The organism is Pseudomonas sp. OVF7, assembly GCF_030644265.1.
In the GTDB taxonomy this organism is placed as follows: Bacteria; Pseudomonadota; Gammaproteobacteria; order Pseudomonadales; family Pseudomonadaceae; genus Aquipseudomonas; species Aquipseudomonas gorinensis.
In genome coordinates this window covers 4,024,006-4,043,687 of sequence record NZ_CP128996.1, presented here as the reverse complement: position 1 = coordinate 4,043,687, position 19,682 = coordinate 4,024,006, and the positions used below count along the sequence as shown (strand labels likewise).

Below are 19,682 nucleotides of genomic sequence, written 5' to 3'. Positions count from 1 at the left end.
AGGCCGTCAGACAATATCGTCTACCACACCACCGTCGACTCTGAGCGCAGCGCCAGTGGTGGCTGATGCTTGCGTCGAGCAGACATAAACGATCATGTTGGCCACTTCTTCCACGCTGGATGCGCGCTGGATGATCGAGCTTGGGCGATGTTGCATGACGAACTCGGTGACCACCGACTCAAGGGATTTCCCGCTGCGCTCGACCTCGCCCTTCATCATTTCAGCGACGCCGTCGGACAGCGTTGGCCCAGGCAGCACGCTATTGACGGTCACGCCACTGCCCGCGACGCGCTTGGCCAAGCCACGCGCCAATGCCAATTGGGCGGTCTTGGAGACGCCGTAGTGGATCATGTCTGCGGGAATATTGCGGGCGGACTCGGAAGCAACGAACACCACCCGCCCCCACCCGCGCGCAACCATGACCGGCAGCAGCGCACGGCTCAAGCGCACGCCCGACATCACGTTGGTGTGCCAATAGTGGTCCCAAACGTCATCGCCGGTCTCAAAGAAGTCCTGAGGCCCATAGATGCCTGCATTGTTCACCAGGATGTCGATATCACTGACACCGGCCAGCAAGGTGGCGACACCTTCGGCGGTGCTCAGGTCTGCGGCCACACCGCTGACACTCGCATCGGGCACTGCCAACAGCAGACGCACTACCGCCTCGTTCACCGAACGCTCACTGCGGCCGTTGATAACAACGGCAGCGCCCGCTTCGGCAAGCCCTTTGACCACTGCAAAACCAATGCCGCCCGTCGAGGCGGTAACCAGTGCGCGCTTAGTCTTCAACTGAATATTCATGATTTCTCCGTCAGGCATGGGCGGGCTTTTATGCCCGCCATCAGTTCCAACCGTTGTGTGAAACAAAGCGACCCCTGTATGGCTTAGCCGCTCCTGGATAAATGTCAATTCAGGTGGGTGAGCCACGAAACTCGGGGGTGAGGGGCTGCGAGGGAAACTATTACTTTGCCATCAGTGGCCGCGAGCATAGTCTGAACGTGCCCGCTTCGCGCTCGGTCGTGGAGGATGTCAGCCAACTGAGCGACCGGTAGGCTCACGCCGTGAGCCGCGCCCACTCCATACCGCCAATTCCAGAAACGCCCCGTCACCTTTATCATCACGCGGCGCGGAGTGGTTGGATGTCTCTTCCCCACCGTCACTTGGACCGGTATCAATTTGAAATGGAGCCGTAACGCTTGGAACTAAGACAACTGCGCTATTTCGTAAAAATTGTCGAGCACGGCAGCCTGGGGCGTGCAGCCCTTGAATTGGACGTGGGGGTATCGGCGCTGAGCCAGCAAATCGCCAAACTTGAAAGCGAACTCTCGACTCGCCTGCTGAACCGCTCGACCACCGGTGTCACACCGACCCCTGCCGGAATGGCCTTCCTGCACCCTGCCCAGCTGTGCCTGCGGCAAGCAGACAATGCGATCCTGGCCGCGCACCGTGGCCGGATGAGTGGCTACGTGACCGTTGGATTACCGCCCACGACGGCCACGGTACTTGCCCTGCCATTGATCAGTGCGATGCGGGCGCGATATCCAGATATTCAATTGCACCTGATTGAGATGCTCTCCGGGCACCTGGCCACACAGCTGAATGCCCGCCAAATCGATCTGGCCGTTCTGTTTCAACTCGAAGGCGGCAAGCGCTGGAGCGTGACGCCTTTGCTTGACGAGAAACTATTTGTCATCTGCTCGCCACACCTGCCTGATGCGCCCCAAGGCCCCCGTGTGCAAATGGCCGACCTGGGGCAACTTCCCCTGGTGATGCCCAGCGCACAACACGGTTTGCGCTCAACGCTGATGGCGGCCTTTGAACGGTCGGGGTTGACGCCCAACATCATCATGGAAGTGGATGGCCTGGCCGTGTTGATGAACGCTGTACGCGCGGGTCACGCCGCGACCATCCAGCCCGGCGCCGCGGTGGCGCTCAAAGGTGAATCGGGGCTTTCGGTGGTGGAAATCGCCGATGCTCACGTGGGTCGACGAAACCTGCTGGCGACACTGCCGGATGATGAGCTGGCGCCCGCCGCACTGGCCGCGCGACGGGTCATCACCGACGTGGCGCGACAGCTGGTCATGGATCGGCAATGGCCCGGCGCCTCGTGGATCGAAGACATCACACCCTGATCTCAAGCGCCCCCTCTTATCTTTCACGGCATGCGCTAACCCGCAAAGCCTTTACGAAAACTAAACACCCCAACCGATAACGCGCCTTTCGACCCCACGCTCGCTGCCCTAAGGTCTCGCCACTCGCGAGGAGCCCTTCGTTCATGCCTCCTCGCGATCGAGGAGTGATGATGATCGACGTATTAGTCATTGGCGGCGGCAATGCCGCCTTGTGCGCGGCGTTAATGGCCCGAGAGGCCGGCGCCAGCGTTATGTTGCTTGAAGGTGCGCCCAAGGCCTGGCGCGGCGGCAATTCGCAACACACCCGCAACCTGCGCTGCATGCACGACGCACCGCAGGATGTATTGGTCGACGCCTACCCCGAAGAGGAGTATTGGCAGGACCTGTTGAAAGTCACCGGCGGGATGACCGACGAAAAGCTCGCGCGCCTGGTCATCCGCGCCTCATCGAACTGCCGTGACTGGATGCGCGCCCATGGTGTGCATTTTCAGCCGTCGCTGTCCGGTGCGCTGCACGTCGCGCGCACCAATGCGTTTTTCATGGGTGGCGGCAAGGCCTTGGTCAACGCGTATTACCGCAGCGCCGAGCGGTTGGGCGTGACCATCCGCTACAACGCTCAAGTGACCGACATTGAATTGAAGGATGGAACCTTCGTCGCGGCCCACTTGAGTGAACGTGACGTCGATGGGCAACGCGTGCCCGCCGAACGTATCCAGGCCAGGACCTGCGTGCTGGCGGCGGGAGGGTTCGAATCCAACCGCGAATGGCTGCGTGAAGCGTGGGGGCAAAACGCGCGCGGCGAGTGGCCTTCGGACAATTTCCTGATTCGCGGCACGCGCTTCAACACCGGCGTACTGCTTCGGCGCATGCAGCAACTGGGCGCCGACTTTATCGGTGACCCCACCCAAGCGCACATGGTGGCCATCGACGCCCGCGCGCCCTTGTATGACGGTGGCATCTGCACCCGCATCGACTGCGTGTCGCTGGGCGTAGTGGTCAATCGCGACGGCGAACGTTTCTATGATGAAGGCGAGGATTTCTGGCCCAAGCGCTATGCGATCTGGGGTCGCCTGGTAGCGGGTCAACCCGGCCAACAAGCCTATTCGATCATCGACCAGCAGGCCGTCGGCCGTTTTATGCCGCCGGTATTTTCAGGGACCACCGCCCACTCTCTGGAAGCGTTGGCCCGCCAATTAAACCTGCCCGTCGGGCCGTTCGTTAAAACCATCGAGGCCTACAACGCGGCCTGCCGCGTCGGCACGTTCGACCACACCGCCCTGGACGATTGCCACACCGAAGGGTTGACGCCCGCCAAAACCCATTGGGCTCGCCCCTTGGTGAAACCGCCTTTCTGCGCCTACCCGCTCAAGCCAGGCGTGACGTTCACCTATTTAGGCCTCGCGACCGACGAAACGGCCGCCGTTCACTTCAACGGCAAGGCCAGCCCGAACCTGTTTGTCGCCGGAGAAATGATGGCAGGCAACGTATTGGGCAAGGGCTATACCGCCGGTATCGGCATGGCTATTGGTACCGCATTCGGTCGCATCGCCGGTGCGCAAGCCGCCGCGGCCGGCTTCATGTCCCCTTCATTCCAGGAGCCGCACCATGCAGCTGTTTGATCCCCAGGCGCCGGGCACGCTGATTCCCGTCCTCAACCTTGATGAAAGCGAAGTCCAGCGACAAATGACCGTGTGCAATGCCTGCCGCTATTGCGAAGGCTTCTGCGCGGTCTTCCCGGCCATGACCCGACGCCTGGCGTTTTCGGCGGCGGACATCCACTACCTGGCAAACCTCTGCCACAACTGCGGCGCCTGCCTGCATGCCTGCCAGTACGCCGCCCCTCATGAATTTGCTATCAATGTGCCCAAAGCCATGGCCAAAGTCCGCCTCGACACGTACGCCGAGTACGCCTGGCCGCAGGTGATGGGCACCTTATACCGGCGCAACGGGCTGACCCTGGCGCTGTCATCCGGCGCGGGGCTAGCCCTGTTTCTCTGCCTGACGCTGATGGTGATGGGCAATCTGTTCACGCCAATGCCCGGGGGGAATTTCTACGGGATCTTCCCGCATAACACCCTGGCCCTGATGTTCGGCGCAGTGTTTGGTTTCGCGGTCCTCGCGTTGACGATCGGCGTGCGGCGCTTCTGGCGCAATGTCTCGCCGGTCGACGCCTCACCCCGGCAAACAACGTCGGCGGCGCTGGAAGCGACCGCCAATGTTGCCACGCTCAAGTACCTGGATGGCGGCCATGGCGAGGGCTGCAATAACGCCGACGATCAATTCACCTTGTGGCGGCGGCGCATGCACCACTTCACCTTCTACGGCTTCATGCTGTGCTTCGCCGCTACCGGTGTGGCCACGCTCTACCATTTCCTGCTGGGCTGGTCGGCGCCCTACCCCGTCCTGAGCGTGCCGGTGATGCTCGGCATCGCCGGCGGGCTCGGGTTGCTGGTTGGCCCGGCGGGGCTCTTGTGGTTGAACCTGCGCCGCAACGCCGAACAGGGCGACGAACACCAGAAACCCATGGACCGCGGCTTTATCGCGCTGCTGTTTCTCATCAGCGCCAGCGGCCTCGCGCTCCTGGCGTTTCGCGAAACCGTTGCCCTGGGCCTGTTGCTGGCGATCCATCTCGGCCTGGTCATGGCTTTTTTCCTGACCATGCCCTACAGCAAGTTCGCCCACGGCATCTTCCGCAGCGCCGCGCTGCTCAAATATTCCATCGAAAAACGCCAACCCAACCCGATTAACGCCGCAAGCGACTGATCGCTAACACCGTCATTCCAAAAACAAGACTGATCACCACGGTAGCCATGATGAAAACAACAACGCAAGACACCCCGTCCAAGGGTTCAAAACTGGGCGCCATCCTGCGGGTCACCAGCGGCAATTTTCTCGAACAGTTCGACTTCTTTCTGTTCGGCTTCTACGCGACCTACATTTCCCAGACGTTCTTTCCTGCCACCAGCGAGTTCGCTTCGCTGATGATGACCTTCGCCGTATTCGGTTCCGGGTTCTTGATGCGTCCACTGGGCGCTATCGTGCTCGGGGCTTACATCGACAAGGTTGGACGGCGCAAGGGCCTGATTGTGACGCTCTCGATCATGGCCGCCGGAACAGTATTGATCGCGTTGGTACCCGGCTATGCCAGCATCGGTATCGCGGCGCCCATATTGGTGTTGTTGGGGCGGCTGTTGCAGGGCTTCTCCGCCGGCGCGGAAATGGGCGGTGTTTCAGTGTATCTGGCTGAAATCGCCACACCGGGGCGATGCGGTTTCTACACCAGTTGGCAGTCGGCCAGCCAACAGGTGGCGATCATTCTTGCGGCAGCGCTGGGTTACACCATCAACGCCTCCATGGCAGCTGCCGAGGTCGCTGCCTGGGGATGGAGGATCCCGTTCTTCATCGGTTGCGTGATTATTCCGTTCATCTTCATCATCCGCCGCTCCCTGCAGGAAACCGAGGCGTTCAAAGCGCGCCGGCATCACCCAAGTGCCAATGAAGTGTTTCGCTCCATGCGCGACAACTGGCGCACGGTGCTGGCAGGCGGTCTATTGGCGTCCATGACCACTACCACGTTCTACCTGATTACCGTCTACACCCCCACCTATGGCCGCTCCGTACTCAACCTGAGCACCACCGACAGCCTGGTCGTCACGCTCTTCGTCGGCCTGAGCAACTTCATCTGGTTGCCCATCGGCGGCACACTCTCCGACCGCATCGGCCGTCGCCCCCTATTGTTGGCGATTTCCCTGCTGTGCATATTCACCGCGTATCCGGCCATGCACTGGCTGGCCGCAGCGGCAAGTTTCGAACGGCTGCTCTGCGTACTGCTGTACTTCTCTTTCTTCTTCGGTATTTACAACGGCGCGATGGTCGCTGCGCTGACAGAGGTGATGCCGCAAAACGTAAGGGTTGTGGGGTTTTCCCTGGCCTTCAGTTTGGCGACGGCTGTATTTGGAGGGTTTACGCCTGCCGTGTCGACCATGCTCGTGCAGGCGACAGGCGATAAGGCATCGCCGGCCTACTGGCTGATGTTTGCTGCGCTGTGCGGGTTCACCGCGACGACAATCTTGTATCGCAAACAACGCGCAGTGGCCGTCAACGCGTGATGAAAGAGCGTTTTCGTTTACCCGGATAGCGCATGAAAGCAATCATCGCCTTGGCCTGCATTGACGCGTGCTGCGTGTCAATCCAGGCCAAGGCCATCAAATTTTGAACTGCCCCAGCAAACCTTGCATACGACTGCCGATGGTATACAACTCATCGACCGTCTTGACCCCCAGTTGAGTCTGGTTGGCCACCGAATCAATGGCCCGCGCGATCTGATGGACCCCACGGTTGATCTCTTCAGCCACCGAGGTCTGCTCCTCGGCGGCACTGGCGATCTGTGCGTTCATCGCATTGATCGTCGCAATCAGCTCGACAGCATTGCCCAGGAACTCACCCGCCTGATCAGCCTGCGCACTCGCGCCTTGCGCGGCTTCGGTCGATTGGTGCATCGCCTTGACCACACCGCCGGTTGCGCTATTGAGACGCTCAACCATCACCTGGATTTCCTGGGTGCTGCGTTGAGTACGACTGGCCAACGCGCGCACTTCGTCAGCAACCACCGCAAAACCGCGGCCCGCCTCACCGGCACGGGCCGCTTCAATGGCCGCATTCAGCGCAAGAAGGTTGGTCTGCTCGGCGATCGAGCGAATAACATCCAGCACAGTGACGATTGACGTCACATCGTTTTGCAGACTCGCCATGGAGACCCCACTCTCATCCAGCTCCCCCCTGAGTGCCTGCATCCGAGTAATGCTGCCATTGACGATTTGCCGCGCGTGCTGGGACTGCTTGTCGGTCTCGACGGCAGCTTCTGCAGCATTTTGCGCGCTGCGCGACACTTCCTGCGCCGCCGATGACATCTGGTTTATCGCCGCCGCCACCTGGTCGGTTTCCTGGCGCTGCTGGTCCATGGCCCGATCAATCTGCCTGCTCTGCTCGGCCACCCGACTGACCGACCCCGTCAACTGTTCGCTCATGGCGACGATCTGGCTGACGAGGCTGTGGATTTTTTCGATAAAGGCATTGAACGAACCGGCCAGTTGCCCCAGTTCGTCTCGACTGACCTGCGGTAGCCGCCGCGTCAGGTCCCCCTCCCCCGCGGCGATTTCATCAAGGTGCGCCCGAATCAAGGTCAAGGGGCCTAGACTGCGTTTGACCAGCACGAGCGCCAGCGCCCCGATAATGCCGATCAGCGCGACGGCGATAAGCACAATGCTGTACATCAGGTTGCTGATGCGCTGGTCCACGGCGGCGCGCACCTTGGCCACCTGAACTTCAATACTGTCCAGGTTGATCGCGGTGACGACGACCATGTCCCACTTGGGCAAATAAAAACTGTAAGCGAGCTTGGGCACGACTTTATCGGTGTTGACGACCCCACCTGAATACGTGACGAAGTGGGTGTCGTTTTTTCCCGCTTCGACCATTTCACGGTTCAAGAACTTCCCGTTGATGTCTTTGCGATCACTCATATTGGTGCCGACGCCTTCGCTGCTGTCACCGCGAAACAGGCGCACAACCTGACTGTCGTAGCCGATGAAATAGCCGTCGTCGCCATACTTCACTTTGGACAAGCGGCTGATTGCCAAGGCGCGGCTGGCGAGGTCCCCGGTCGCGGCCCGATCATAGAGTTCGGCGATGGAAGTACGAGCGATGCTCGCGTAGTCCGTGAGTCGAGTGCGGCTTTCCTCGAGCAGCCGCTCGCGAGTCTGTGCGACTTCCTGCTCGGCCTGGGACTGCAACGTGCCACGGGCGCTCAAACCTAAAACAAGCGCAAACAACATCACCGGTAATAAGGTCAGCAGCAGTATTTTAGTTTTGAACGACATCATTTATTTCCTTCGTCTTATCCGATGAAGCCGCCAATGAAAACGCGGCCTGCGAACGTCGCAGAGCCGCGATCGGCGATTTCACCAGAGTGCGATGTCGTAGGTAAAGTAAATACGGTTGCTGTCCCGGCCACGGGAATAGTCGGCACGGTACACGTAGTTACGCAACCGCACGCCCAACCCCTTGAAGGTGCCTTGTTGCACCACGTAGGCCACTTCGGCGTCCCGCTCCCATTCCTTGACCTTGGTCGAGGACTTGCCGTCGTTACCGCTCAAGTAGCGGGTGGAGAACGTCAGTCCCGGCACCCCGAGGGCGGCAAAGTTATAGCCGTAGCTCAGCATCCAGGTCTTTTCATCCTCCTCGATGAACTTGCCTATCCCGGCATTGCTGAACGAATAAACGGTGGCGCCACTGATATAGGGCAAACCGGCGTCGCCCCTGAGGGCCTGGTACCCGCCGCCGAAGGTGTGACCTGAAATGGCGTAAGACAGTTGGCCGCTGAACATGTCGTTGTCGATCTTGCCTGCGTAGGCAGAACCGCTATCGACACTGTTGAAGTAGCGCAGGTCGCTGGTCAGCACGCCGCCGCCCAACGGCAGATCGTGCTGGACACCGGCGAAGTTCTGGCGGTAGAAGTTCTCCAATTCGCCGTAAAAGTAACTCAACCGGATGTTTTTCCCCAGTTTGTATTCGGCACCGGCGTAGCTGAAGTCGCCGGATTTATCGCCACTGTAGCCATCGGGCACGATCGGCATGCTGTTGCTGGAGTCACGCAACTTGAAGCGATCCAGGCGGCCCCCGGTGAGGCTCAGATTCTGGATGTCGAGGCTGCTGATCTGCGCGCCCTGGTAGGTTTGCGGTATCAGGCGTGCATCGTTGTAGATCAGTACCGGTGTCTTGGGTAACAAGGTGCCGTATTTGACGGTGGTCTTGGCCAGTTGGGCTTTGGCCGTCACACCCAGGCTTGCAAATTCGTCAGCCGCACGCCCGTCATCATGGACGGGCAACAACCCGGTACCGCTGCGACCACGGCCGGAGTCGAGCTTGACCCCGAGCAGGCCAAGGGCATCGACCCCGAACCCGAGGGTGCCTGGGGTGTATCCCGATTGGTAGTCCAACAGAAACCCCTGGGCCCATTCAGTCCGCTCGCTCTTCGCCGTCCTCGCGGCTCGGGCACTCATGCCATGCTCGTCACGGAAGTTTTCATTGAAATAGACGTTGCGTAATTGCAGCTTGAGTTTGCTGTCGTCGATAAATCCTTCTGCACTGGCAGTGGCCAGCGGCAACAAACCAATAACTGAAAACAGCGCGCGTCGGGAATGCAAAGTGCTCATGGCAAACTACTCATTGTTGTTATTTGAAGTGCAGGAAGTCGCGCGCCTCGCGGGTGAGGCGCGTCAGAAGAAGAACCCAGTGGCCTGGTTGAATCAGGTGAAGAGACTGATCGCTCCGGTCAACAGCGCCAGCGCCGTGATGACCAAGGAGGTGAGGACAGCCCATTTGACGGTGGCTTTCTGGAAGTCGCCGATATCGCGATCGACCATGCCGACCAACAACAAGGTTGAAGCGACCAACGGGCTCATCAGGTGGACCGGTTGACCCAGAATCGACGCGCGGGCGATCTCCACCGGATCGATGCCATAGGCGGCAGCAGCGTTAGCCAGGATCGGCACGACCCCGAAGTAATAAGCATCGTTGGACAGCACGAATGTCAGCGGCATGCTGGTAACTGCCACCACCAGCGGAAACAGATGCCCCCAGGAGGGTGGGATCCAGTCAACCAGGGTTTGCGCAAGGGCATCGACCATTTTGGTACCGGAGAAAATCCCGGCGAAAATACCCGCGGCGAACACCAGCAGCACGACGGTCATGGCGTTGCCCGAATGGGCCAGGATGCGTTCCTTCTGAATGTCCAGTTGCGGATAGTTGATCATCAATGCCAGCACGAACCCGATCAGGAACAGGATCGCCGAATGCATGATCCCCATGACCAGGGCAACCATCACCGCGATCACCAGCAACAGGTTGATGTAGGCCAGTTTCGGGCGTTTGTACGGCGTGTCCTCGAGGATCGCTTCGATGTAGCAGTTACCGCCGCCGCTTTGCAATTGCACGTTACCGATGCGCTTGCGCTCGGCACGCCCCAGCAGGAATGCGGTGAACACCACCCACATCGCGCCGCCAATCATGGTCGGCAGCAAGGGCACGAAGTAAGCACCGGCGTCCAGGCCCAACGCTGCGATCGCTCGGGTGGCGGGGCCTCCCCAAGGGGTCATGCCGCTCATGATGCTCAGGGAAAGCATGGCAATGGTGGCCAGAATCATCGGGTTCATGCCGATACGTTTATACAGCGGCAGCATGGCCGCACAGGTAATCATGTAGGTGGTGGTGCCGTCGCCGTCCAATGCCACCACCAGCGAGAGCAACGCGGTGCCGACAGCGATTTTCATCGGGTCGCCGTTGACGCGCTTGAGGATCTTGCGAATCAGCGGGTCAAACAAACCGGCGTCAATCATCAAGCCGAAAAACAGGATCGCGAACAGCAACAGCGCCGCTGAAGGCGCGACCATTTTCAAGCCATCGAGCATCATCTTGCCGGTTGTGCCACCGAACCCACCGATGACGGCGAACACGATAGGCACCACCGTCAGGGCGACAATCGGCGACAAGCGTTTGGTCATTATCAGGAAGGTGAAGACCACCACCATGGCCAAGCCAAGCAATGCGAGCATAGGTAAGTTCTCTTGTTCTTATGAGTAGCGTGGCCGACGCACAGGCGCGCGACCCCGTTCCCGCCAGATGGCACGACCAACGGTGCCTGGCGGGGGGTGTTCATTGATTTAATTGGGGGGGCAGGCCTGAGCCGTGACCGGTCAGACGTGTTTGGTGACCTTCACATCATCCCAGTGTGGCGTCAGGACCGGGGGCACGTCAGGCGAAGGCTTGCCTTCCAGGGTCCGCATCAAGACTTCGCGGTCACAGGCATTCTCCGAGAGCGATATCACCACGGTCGCCACCGCGTTGCTGGCCAGGCTGGTCAACGCCCGGGCTTCCGACATGAAGCGGTCGATACCGATCAGCAAGGCAAGGCCGGCCAGGGGAATGTCATGGATCACCGTCAGGGTCGACGCCAGTGCGACAAAACCCGAGCCGGTGACACCCGCCGCGCCCTTCGAGGACAACAGCATGATTGCCAGCATGGTCACGATCTGTGTCAGGCTCAGGTCGATGTTGCAGGCCTGGGCAATGAACACGGCGGCCAGCGAGAGGTAGATCGCCGTGCCGTCGAGGTTGAACGAGTAGCCCGTGGGCAACACCAGCCCCACCACGCTTTTCTTGCAACCCAGGGCCTGGAGCTTTTCCAGCATCCGCGGCATCACCGGCTCGGTAGAAGACGTCCCGAGCACCACCAGGAACTCTTCGCGCAAGTAGCGCAGCAACTTCCAAAGGCTGAAGCCATGGGCGCGGCAGATGCTGCCCAGCACCACAAAGACAAAGAACGCGCAGGCGATATACAACGTCATGATCAGCTTGGCCAACGAGCCCAGCGAGGTAATGCCGTACTGCCCTACCGTGAACGCCAGGGCACCAAAGGCACCGATGGGAGCAAAGCGCATCAGGTAGGAGAAGATCTTGAACACCATGTGTGAAGCCGATTCCAGTACATCCAATACCGGCTTGCCACGCTCGCCAATCGACGAAAGCGCAAAACCGCACAGCACCGCAATGAACAGCACCGGCAGCACTTCACCCTTGTTGAAAGCGCCGATGAACGTCTCCGGGATGATGTGCATGAAAAACTCGACCACGCCCAGCTTCGCCGCGGACTCGGTGTACTGCGACAGCCCCTTGGTACTCAATTGCGCAGGGTCGATGTTCATGCCCACGCCGGGCTTGAACAGGTAGACCGACACCAGGCCGATGATCAGGCTGATCACGGTCAGGCCCAGGAACAACAGCAGGGTCTTGCTCAACAAACGCCCGAGGGAGCGTTTGTCGCTCATGCCGGCGATACCGGTGACGATCGTGCAGAACACCACTGGCGCGATCATCATCTTGATCAGCTTGATAAAGGCGTCACCCAGCGGCTTCAAGGCAACGGCCTGTTGCGACCAAAAATGCCCGACCAGCACGCCCAACACAACGGCGAAGAGAATCTGGACGTAGAGCGATTTTACAAACTTCATGGCATCACCCATTTTTAGAATTGTTCTGATGCAGAAACGGTACGACTAGGGGGAGTTACCCGGCGAGTCGTCGGGAAGCCGCAGCGTATACATAACCGGAGAACAGCCTGCGCGACGTACGCACGACCGAGGCACGAATTGTCTCACCCTGAGCACCGGTGTAGGACAAAACAACGTCTATTCCACCACTTGGATGTTCAATCCGCACGTGTTTCAAGCGCGGCTCACTCACCCCGCCCAGCAATTGCGCAATCACACTGCCGTCGGTCACACATGCGGTCGCCAGGCCAATGGAGCCTGTAATCGCCAGTGCGCGGTGGCAATTATGCGGCATGAAATAACGCACCTGAATGGTTCCGCCCGCCTTGGCCGTAGACACCAGGACAGGCTTGGGAATCACTTTGTCACTCACATCGCCCAGGCCCATTGCCAGGCCGGCCTGCAGTCGCAGGGACTCCAGACGCCCCAGGAACGCCTTGTCGGCGTCCAGTTCAGCCGGGCTTTCATCACCGCGCTTACCCAATTGGCCCGCCTCGATGATCATCATTGGCATGGCCATGTCGATGCACGTCATCGGGATGCCGTCAATCACGTCCTGTGTCTGCCCCGTCGGGAAAAGCTTGCCGGTTTTGCTGCCCGCGGCATCGAGGAAGGTCAGTTGCACCGGAGCGGCAGTCCCCGGCACGCCGTCAATGGCGGTGTCGCCCTCATAGCTGACGGTTCCTTCGGGGGTGTAGACCTCGGCGTTCACGAACGTCCCGGTGTTGAGGTTGCGAATACGCACCAACGTGCGGCCTTTAGAGGCCTTGACCAGCCCTTGCTCAACGGCAAACGGGCCTACGGCGCACAGCATATTGCCGCAATTGGGCGCTGTATCGACTCGACGCTGGGACACCATGACCTGAACGAACAAATAGTCGACATCGGCATCCGGGTGCAGGGATGGGCTGACGATCGCGACCTTGCTTGTCTGGGGGCTGCCACCGCCGATGCCGTCAATCTCCAGCTCGTGGCCAGAGCCCATCAGGTTGAGCAACAGCTCATCACGCTGCTCGATCGAATCAGGGAGGTCCCAGGCGAGAAATACCGGCCCCTTGGACGTACCACCGCGCATAAGCACACAAGGAATTCGTTGCATGAAAACTAACTCTTATTGATCAATCGGGGTGATTAATGCTCTTGAAGCAAGAGTCGCAGGCTTTGAAAAATGTTTCCAATGCAAAAATCGGCCGGATTATTGCGTTTGGCGAATGATAAAATTAGGATGAGCGAGCGCCGCCGCCCCCTCTGGTTGAGGTATAAAAAATGCAATATGAGCTAAACGACATCCGATCTTTCGTGAAAATCGCAGAACTCGGCAGCTTCCACGAAGCGGCTGAAGCCTTGCACCTGTCCCAGCCCGCGCTGAGCAGACGCATGAAAAAACTTGAGGAAGGCTTGGGTACAGCCCTACTCGACCGCACCACAAGAAGAGTGAGCCTCACCAGCGTGGGGCGGGACTTTCTACCCAAGGCTCGCCGCCTGCTGGACGACTTCGACGACTCCATACTCAATATCCGCGAGTTGGCCGAACGCCAGAGCGGGCGCGTGACCCTGGCCTGTATCCCCACCGCAGCCTTTTATTTCCTGCCTTCGGTCATACGCCTCTACAACGAGCGCTATCCACAGATCCGGATCCGCCTGCTTGATCTGAGCGCGAACGAAGGGCTGGAGGCGGTACTGCGCGGCGAAGCCGACTTCGGCATCAACATGATGAGCGGCCAGCACCCCGACATCGAGTTCGTCCCCTTGGTCGACGAGCCTTTTGTCTTAGCGTGTCGACGCGATCATGAATTGGCCGAACGCAGTGCGGTGACCTGGTCTGAACTCAGCAATTACCGTCTGATCGGTGTCGGACGCCTGAGCGGCAACCGGATGTTGCTCGATCATGCCTTGTCAGGGTTGAGTTGGCGCCCGCAGTGGTTCTATGAGGTGCAGCATCTTTCGACGTCCCTGGGCCTGGTGGAAGCGGGCCTCGGGGTATCAGCCGTCCCCAGCCTGGCGATGCCGGCCGTGGATCACCCAACGTTGGTCAGCATCCCGTTGATAGAGCCCGTGGTGAACCGCTCACTGGGGCTGGTTTACCGACGCGGCGCTTCGTTATCTCCAGCCGCAGAGAAGTTTGTTTCGATTCTGCTTGAACAGTGGGAGAAGTGAGTTCGTCCCGTTTACCCTTCACTGGGCATGGCCCTCATGAGAGGGCGCTCGGTCCGCGAATGCCGGCCAACTGACGTAGCGGACTTCCCTGTCCAGTCATCAAACGTGCTGACGTACGGTCTGAACGCGACGGCCTCAAGTCAGTGTCAGGAACAGCGCCGAGGTCCAGACCCGGGACTGATCGCGCTGGCGCGCACAGATGAACAACGGATGCTCACGGCCCGCTTGCAGGTTGAGTCGGGCCAGCTCGATCGTGCCTTGCAGCTCGCGCGGCAGCGGCGCAGCGGCGGTTCGTTCAAGTGAGACTTTCAATTCGGCGCCCGGCAACTCTTCGATCACTTGGGACTGCGCCAGCAATTCTTCGCCGGACAGCTCCATCAGCACCGTCGGCGCATGCACGTAGGGTTGCGGTTCAGACGGATCGCCGACCTTGATGTAGTTGTCGATGCGGCTGCGCACCTGCAACCTCGCGCCGACCAACTGCGACAGGTCGATTTCGATACTGTCGGTGTCGCCGTTGGTGTCAGTGCGAAAGGCCAGGGTCGTGGCGTCCTTGCGCCACACGGTTTGCTCCGGATGATCCAGGCCCAAGGCGCGAAAGCCGTTGATCACCGCCCCGGTTACCCGAACCTCGCCGGTCCAATAGGCACCGCGATAACGATCCTTGATCCGCGCGCCGCCCAGGCGCAGGCGAATACGTTGGGTGGAAAAGCCCAGCTCCTGATGCAGGTTGCGCGACCAGATCAGTTGATCGCCATCGAACAAATCCACCTGCTCCCAGCCCGCCTCGCCCAGCAATCGATAGTCCAACGTTGCGTTCGAATCCGCCGTGAACACCTCACCCATGAAGTGCCGGCCCTGACGCAGGCTGGCAAACGAACGCTCGCCGGTGGTGGCAAACGTGCGCCGGGCACGCAGCGCCTTGCCGACACTCGCGCGGTCGAAGCCGTCGGCGACTACGCCGGTCAGCCCGCCGCGCGAACCGAACACGGCCGTGGCCGGTACACCGCCGCCGCAACGGCCCTGATGCTCATCGCTGTTCGCCGCGGCACCGACCCGATAGCCGCGCTGCAGGGCTTCGGCGTAGACCCAATGGAACTGGCCCCAGGCCGAGCCGACTTCGATCAAGCGCTCCAGCTCCGGGTGGTGCCAGTCGAGGTTGCAGCGGCGCCCGCCGACATGGGGCATCATCAGGTGACCTTCCGGGTCTTTCGCATAGGCCGCGTATAACTCATCCACCGGCCAGGCGCCCGGCTTGATGGTACCGGCAGTGAACTCGTTCCACTCAAAAGAGCGCACCAACCGCCCTTGGTTGTCGAACGGAAACTCGGGCTTGCGATCATGCAGGAATACGACATTGCGGTCGCCGCCCGCACAGGAGTTGCCGCACCACTCGGTGCCGGGGTAGCAGACGAAACGGCCGGGCTCGTTGAGTTCATGAATCAGCTTCACCGCCTGATCCCAGCGTTGCTCGGTGATATTGAAGTCGTTGGCGGTATAGCCGAGCACATCGAGGCCGGCGACATCGCGACCGTAGCTGAGGTTATACAGCGTGTCGTTGGTGCCCACAGTGTCATCGGAGTGCACATGCAGGTCGGCGTACAGCGGACGCAATGCGCTGCCGGCCGGGTCGACGCTGACGAAAGCCTGGGCGCCGCGCACGCCAGGCGTTTCCAGCTCGGCGGACAATCGCCACTCGCCCACCGCCCCGAGGTCAAACCCCTCGAGCCGCGCCGTCGCCCACCCTTCATTGGCCAGGGTAAACGCTTGTTGGCGCTCGCCGCCTTCAGGGTCGAGCAGGGTCAGCACACCCTTGAGCGGCAGGTTGCGGCACGTGTTGCCCCAGGCATCATCGACCCGCAGCAGCACGTCGAACGCCTCGCCAGCGCTGACCAGCCGCGGCACGATCAACTGCACGCTCTGCGCTGGCCCCGGCACGATGTTCAGCAACGGATCGCCTGGCACCTCGGCAAACTTCGAGCTGCCCAACGGGTCGATAAACAGCCGGAAACGGAAGTCTTTCTCGACGAAACTCTGCACCCGCGTGCCCGCCCCGCCCTGGCGACGGTCGCCCAGGCGAATGGTGATTTTGTCACCGGGGTTCAGGTAGCCGTCGATGATGTCGATGATGATCGCTTTCTGGAACGGCCGCTCATGCCCCTTCTGGTCGAAGCGCACTTTCAAATGCTGCACCGTGGCCTGGCTCTGGCCGGGGACCAGCTCGCCCGCCTGATACTCGGCGCTGACGTAGTTGGGCCCGGCCGGATTCGAGGTCTGGAACAGCGCCCAGTCGGAGTAGAACTTGAAGGCCAGTTTCAACCACGCGCCGTCGGCCAGGCCGCTGCCTCCCACCTCGTAGACCAGGGTGATTTCATCCCATTGGCCAGCGACCAGCGTGTCGCGATCACAGTGGATGCTGCCCAGGAACGGGCGTTTCTTGTTGCGTTCGTAGAGGCCTTGCGGGGCAATGTAGTGCCCGGCTTCGCGGGGATCGAAAACGTTACTCACATGACACCTCGTGCAGTGGTCCACTGAAGGTTTGAAGACACATGGCGATGCTCACTGCACACGCCATTTCTGGTAGTGACGCTCGATGCGCCGGAACACAAAACTCTCCATCAGCCAGGCAATCAGGCCGATCAGCACGATGCCCAGCAGCACCTGGCTGCTGTTGCCGATCTGCCCGCCCGTAGAGACCATCCAGCCAATGCCTTGGGAAGCGCCGATCATTTCCGCCGCAACCAATGCCCGCCACCCCTGGCTGAAGCCGATGCGCAAGGCTGCGGTCACGAACGGCAATGAAGCAGGTAGATAAACGTGGGCCAGCAGTTGCCCGGCATTGGCGCCCAAGGTGCGTGCGGCGCGGACTTCGCCACCGCGAATGCTCTGTACGCCCTCTTGGATCGTGACCGCCATGGGGAACACCGCTGCGATGAAAATCACCAGCACAATCGAGACATAGCCCAGGCCGAAAATGATCATGATCAGCGGCGCCCAGGCGATGGGTGGGATCGCCATGAACAGGCTGTTGAGCGGCGAGATGAAATCGCGAAAGCGCGAAGACAGGCCACCGGCGGTGCCCAACCCAATCGCCACGAGCACTGCGGCGCAGAAGCCGCCGACTTCTTCCAGGACACTCGCCCTGAGGTGCTGCCACAGCGAACCGTCGCTGAGCCAGCGCACGGCTTCGCGCGCCACATCCCAGGGCTGCGGCAGGATGTAGGTGGGAAAGCGGCTGGCCAGGGCCATCCAGATCAACAGCAGGAATGGCAGCGAAGCCCATCCCCAATTCGGTTTTGGCAAGGACATGACAGGCTCAGACTCAGCGCGAGGCTTTTTCCAGGTAGGAGGTATCCACGATCTGCTCGGTCTTGAGCGTGGTGTCGATAAAGCCCAGCGCGTGGGAGTAATTCATCAGCCGCTGGATGAATTGGATGTCCGCAGCCTGCAAGTCCGCCGACCAGCCCAATCGCGCCCGTGCCTGGGCGACGATGGCCTGCGGGGCAATGGTCTGGCCGTCGGGCCCTTGTACCGCTTCAAGCTTGAACGCCTCGGCGATGATCCGGTTCGACTCGTCAGGATGCTCATTGAGGAACGCGATGGCCTTGCGGTGCGCGCGCAGCAACTTGACCACATCGTCCGGACGTTCCTGCAAGGTTTTCGGCAGCGCGATCACCACGTACCACGGGTAATTCGGCAGCGCCTGGTTGACGTCGAGCAGAATCCGGCTCGACCCGCGCAGCAACGATTGGCTGACAAAGGGTTCCCAGGAAAACGCCGCATCGACAATCCCGCGCTCCAGCGCCGCGTTCATGTTGCCCGGTGGCATGTCGATGATGTCCAGGTCCTTGTCCGGGTTGAGCCCGGCTTTTTCTTTCAGCACATAGCCGCGCAACAGCACGTCCATGCCACTGCCCTTCTTGACCCCGGCGAGTTTTTTTCCCTTGAGCTGCTCCAGGCTGTTGATCGGGCTCTTGGCGTCGACAATGACCGCGGCTTGCCCGTAGTTGACCTTGGCCAGGATCCGGCTTTGCAGGCCGCGGGAAAACCATTGGTACACCGGCGGTGTGCCGACATAGGCCACGTCCAATTCACCGGCCGCCAACGCCTGCTGGATCACGGGGCCATCGCCCAGGGCCTTGAGGTCGACATTCAAGCCTTCCTCGCGGTAGTAACCCTGCTTGTCGGCGATCAGCGCCGGGGCGTTGGCCATGGCGAACACATACCCCACGCGCAGGGGTTTCTCTTCGGCAGCCACGGCAAATGTGCTGCTTGCCAAGGCGGCAACAGACAAGGAAAGAGCAAGCAGCGAACGTTTGATCATGCGGTTAACTCAGGTTGACGGGGGGTGGGATCAGCGATGGCGTCGGCCGCTTCCATGACGTGGGAAATGCGCTCCATCAGCTCATTGCGGTAATCAAGAAAGGCCGGCAGGCGACGGGTTTTCAGGTTGGAACGCGGACGTGGCAGATGAATGTCCAATTCGCTGTGGATGCCGCCCGGGGCGATGTTGAGCACGATGACCCGGTCGGCCAGGAACACCGCCTCGTCGATGTCGTGGGTGATGAACAGCACCGTCTGACCCAGTTCGGCCCAGATCCGCAGCGTCTCTTCATTCATGCTGTTGCGGCTGATCGCATCCAGCGCGGCGAAGGGTTCGTCCATCAGCAATACACTGGGCTCCAACGCCAAGGTCCTGGCCAGGGAGACGCGCTGCTGCATGCCCCCCGACAGTTGATGGGGCAAGCGTTGCGCCGCGCTTTCCAGACCGACCAGACGCAAGTACTGCAACGCCTGCGCGCGCTGTTGATCCTCGTTGAGCTGTGCCGTCATCCGCAGGCCGAAACGCACGTTTTCCAGCGCGCTCAGCCAGGGGAACAACTGCGGTGCCTGAAACACATAGCCCAACTCCGAGCGCTCCGGCCGCACGGCGGTCTGGTTGATGCTGATCTGGCCGCTCTGGGGTTGTTGAAAACCCGACAACAGATTCAGCAACGTGGTTTTCCCGCAGCCGGACGGCCCGAGGATCGCGACGAATTCGCCCGGCTTGGCGTTCAGGCTGAAAGCGTTGAACACCCGATGCCCGTTGGGGTAGCTGAAACTGATGGCATCGACCGTCAGGGCGTCGGCTTGCAGCGGTGCGTAAGGCAAGGAGTCGGGCATGGCAAGTATCGTCAGGTCGTTTACAATGGGAATGCCTGACATAATACGTATTAATACAAGTTGTCCCAATAACCTATTTTTATAACCTTAGAAGTGAAGGCGTACCGCCCCACTCCGAGGCCCC

At 60.4% G+C, this 19,682-nt stretch carries 15 protein-coding genes and 1 pseudogene; 5 read left to right on the top strand and 11 right to left on the bottom strand.

The features are described 5' to 3' along the window. Nucleotides 1–6: 6 nt before the first annotated feature. Nucleotides 7–801, bottom strand: coding sequence for an SDR family NAD(P)-dependent oxidoreductase (locus QU606_RS18370; protein ID WP_304997295.1), 795 nt, complete (start codon nucleotides 799–801; stop codon nucleotides 7–9). A 395-nt stretch (nucleotides 802–1,196) separates the two neighbouring features. On the opposite strand from QU606_RS18370, the gene QU606_RS18365 reads away from it, so the two are divergent. The 4 genes from QU606_RS18365 to QU606_RS18350 all read left to right on the top strand — a co-directional run bounded on the left by QU606_RS18365 (nucleotide 1,197) and on the right by QU606_RS18350 (nucleotide 6,241). Beyond that, nucleotides 1,197–2,132: a LysR family transcriptional regulator gene (locus QU606_RS18365; RefSeq protein ID WP_024075613.1), complete on the top strand. Its 936-nt coding sequence runs from the start codon at nucleotides 1,197–1,199 to the stop codon at nucleotides 2,130–2,132. A 170-nt stretch (nucleotides 2,133–2,302) separates the two neighbouring features. Next, nucleotides 2,303–3,751 (top strand): FAD-dependent tricarballylate dehydrogenase TcuA, encoded by a 1,449-nt coding sequence (gene tcuA, locus QU606_RS18360; RefSeq protein WP_304997294.1) that lies wholly within the window; start codon nucleotides 2,303–2,305, stop codon nucleotides 3,749–3,751. Further along, the gene (tcuB, locus tag QU606_RS18355; RefSeq protein ID WP_069075949.1) at nucleotides 3,738–4,895 is read left to right on the top strand and encodes a tricarballylate utilization 4Fe-4S protein TcuB; all 1,158 of its coding nucleotides are present in this window, start codon (nucleotides 3,738–3,740) and stop codon (nucleotides 4,893–4,895) included. The genes tcuA and tcuB overlap by 14 nt, the downstream gene beginning before the upstream one ends. A 47-nt stretch (nucleotides 4,896–4,942) precedes the next feature. Further along, nucleotides 4,943–6,241 carry an MFS transporter gene (locus QU606_RS18350; RefSeq protein WP_069075948.1) on the top strand — a complete coding sequence of 433 codons (1,299 nt, stop codon included), beginning with the start codon at nucleotides 4,943–4,945 and terminating at the stop codon, nucleotides 6,239–6,241. A gap of 96 nt (nucleotides 6,242–6,337) precedes the next feature. Here QU606_RS18350 and QU606_RS33025 read toward each other — a convergent pair whose 3' ends face one another. The 6 genes and pseudogenes from QU606_RS33025 to QU606_RS18325 all read right to left on the bottom strand — a co-directional run bounded on the left by QU606_RS33025 (nucleotide 6,338) and on the right by QU606_RS18325 (nucleotide 13,337). Then, on the bottom strand, nucleotides 6,338–7,093 hold the full coding sequence (locus QU606_RS33025; protein WP_370531121.1) for a methyl-accepting chemotaxis protein: 756 nt from the start codon (nucleotides 7,091–7,093) through the stop codon (nucleotides 6,338–6,340). Nucleotides 7,094–7,195: 102 nt separating this feature from the next. After that, nucleotides 7,196–7,966: pseudogene (locus QU606_RS33020) on the bottom strand (cache domain-containing protein); the annotation flags it as partial. A gap of 126 nt (nucleotides 7,967–8,092) precedes the next feature. After that, the gene (locus tag QU606_RS18340) at nucleotides 8,093–9,346 is read right to left on the bottom strand and encodes an OprD family porin (RefSeq protein ID WP_304997293.1); all 1,254 of its coding nucleotides are present in this window, start codon (nucleotides 9,344–9,346) and stop codon (nucleotides 8,093–8,095) included. A 93-nt stretch (nucleotides 9,347–9,439) separates the two neighbouring features. Next, the gene (locus QU606_RS18335) at nucleotides 9,440–10,744 is read right to left on the bottom strand and encodes a CitMHS family transporter (protein WP_024075619.1); all 1,305 of its coding nucleotides are present in this window, start codon (nucleotides 10,742–10,744) and stop codon (nucleotides 9,440–9,442) included. Between the two features lie 141 nt (nucleotides 10,745–10,885). Further along, on the bottom strand, nucleotides 10,886–12,211 hold the full coding sequence (locus QU606_RS18330; RefSeq protein WP_069075946.1) for a dicarboxylate/amino acid:cation symporter: 1,326 nt from the start codon (nucleotides 12,209–12,211) through the stop codon (nucleotides 10,886–10,888). A 43-nt stretch (nucleotides 12,212–12,254) separates the two neighbouring features. Then, nucleotides 12,255–13,337: a 4-oxalomesaconate tautomerase gene (locus QU606_RS18325; protein ID WP_024075621.1), complete on the bottom strand. Its 1,083-nt coding sequence runs from the start codon at nucleotides 13,335–13,337 to the stop codon at nucleotides 12,255–12,257. 167 nt (nucleotides 13,338–13,504) lie between these two features. Here QU606_RS18325 and QU606_RS18320 point away from each other — a divergent pair, with 167 nt between their 5' ends. Next, the gene (locus QU606_RS18320; RefSeq protein ID WP_304997292.1) at nucleotides 13,505–14,395 is read left to right on the top strand and encodes a LysR family transcriptional regulator; all 891 of its coding nucleotides are present in this window, start codon (nucleotides 13,505–13,507) and stop codon (nucleotides 14,393–14,395) included. Between the two features lie 135 nt (nucleotides 14,396–14,530). On the opposite strand, the gene QU606_RS18315 is transcribed toward QU606_RS18320, so the two are convergent. Genes QU606_RS18315 through QU606_RS18300 form a run of 4 tightly spaced genes read right to left on the bottom strand, consistent with a single transcriptional unit; the run spans nucleotide 14,531 to nucleotide 19,558 of the window. Then, nucleotides 14,531–16,903, bottom strand: a complete 2,373-nt coding sequence (locus QU606_RS18315) for a hypothetical protein (RefSeq protein ID WP_304997291.1) — start codon at nucleotides 16,901–16,903, stop codon at nucleotides 14,531–14,533. A 51-nt stretch (nucleotides 16,904–16,954) separates the two neighbouring features. Then, a complete protein-coding gene (locus QU606_RS18310) occupies nucleotides 16,955–17,704 on the bottom strand; it encodes an ABC transporter permease (protein WP_024075624.1) in 750 nt (249 codons plus the stop codon). A 13-nt stretch (nucleotides 17,705–17,717) separates the two neighbouring features. Continuing rightward, complete coding sequence (locus QU606_RS18305) at nucleotides 17,718–18,719, bottom strand: ABC transporter substrate-binding protein (RefSeq protein ID WP_304997290.1); 1,002 nt, start codon at nucleotides 18,717–18,719, stop codon at nucleotides 17,718–17,720. Further along, nucleotides 18,716–19,558: an ABC transporter ATP-binding protein gene (locus QU606_RS18300; protein ID WP_150054803.1), complete on the bottom strand. Its 843-nt coding sequence runs from the start codon at nucleotides 19,556–19,558 to the stop codon at nucleotides 18,716–18,718. Before QU606_RS18300 ends, QU606_RS18305 begins: the two co-directional genes overlap by 4 nt. Nucleotides 19,559–19,682 lie beyond the last annotated feature (124 nt).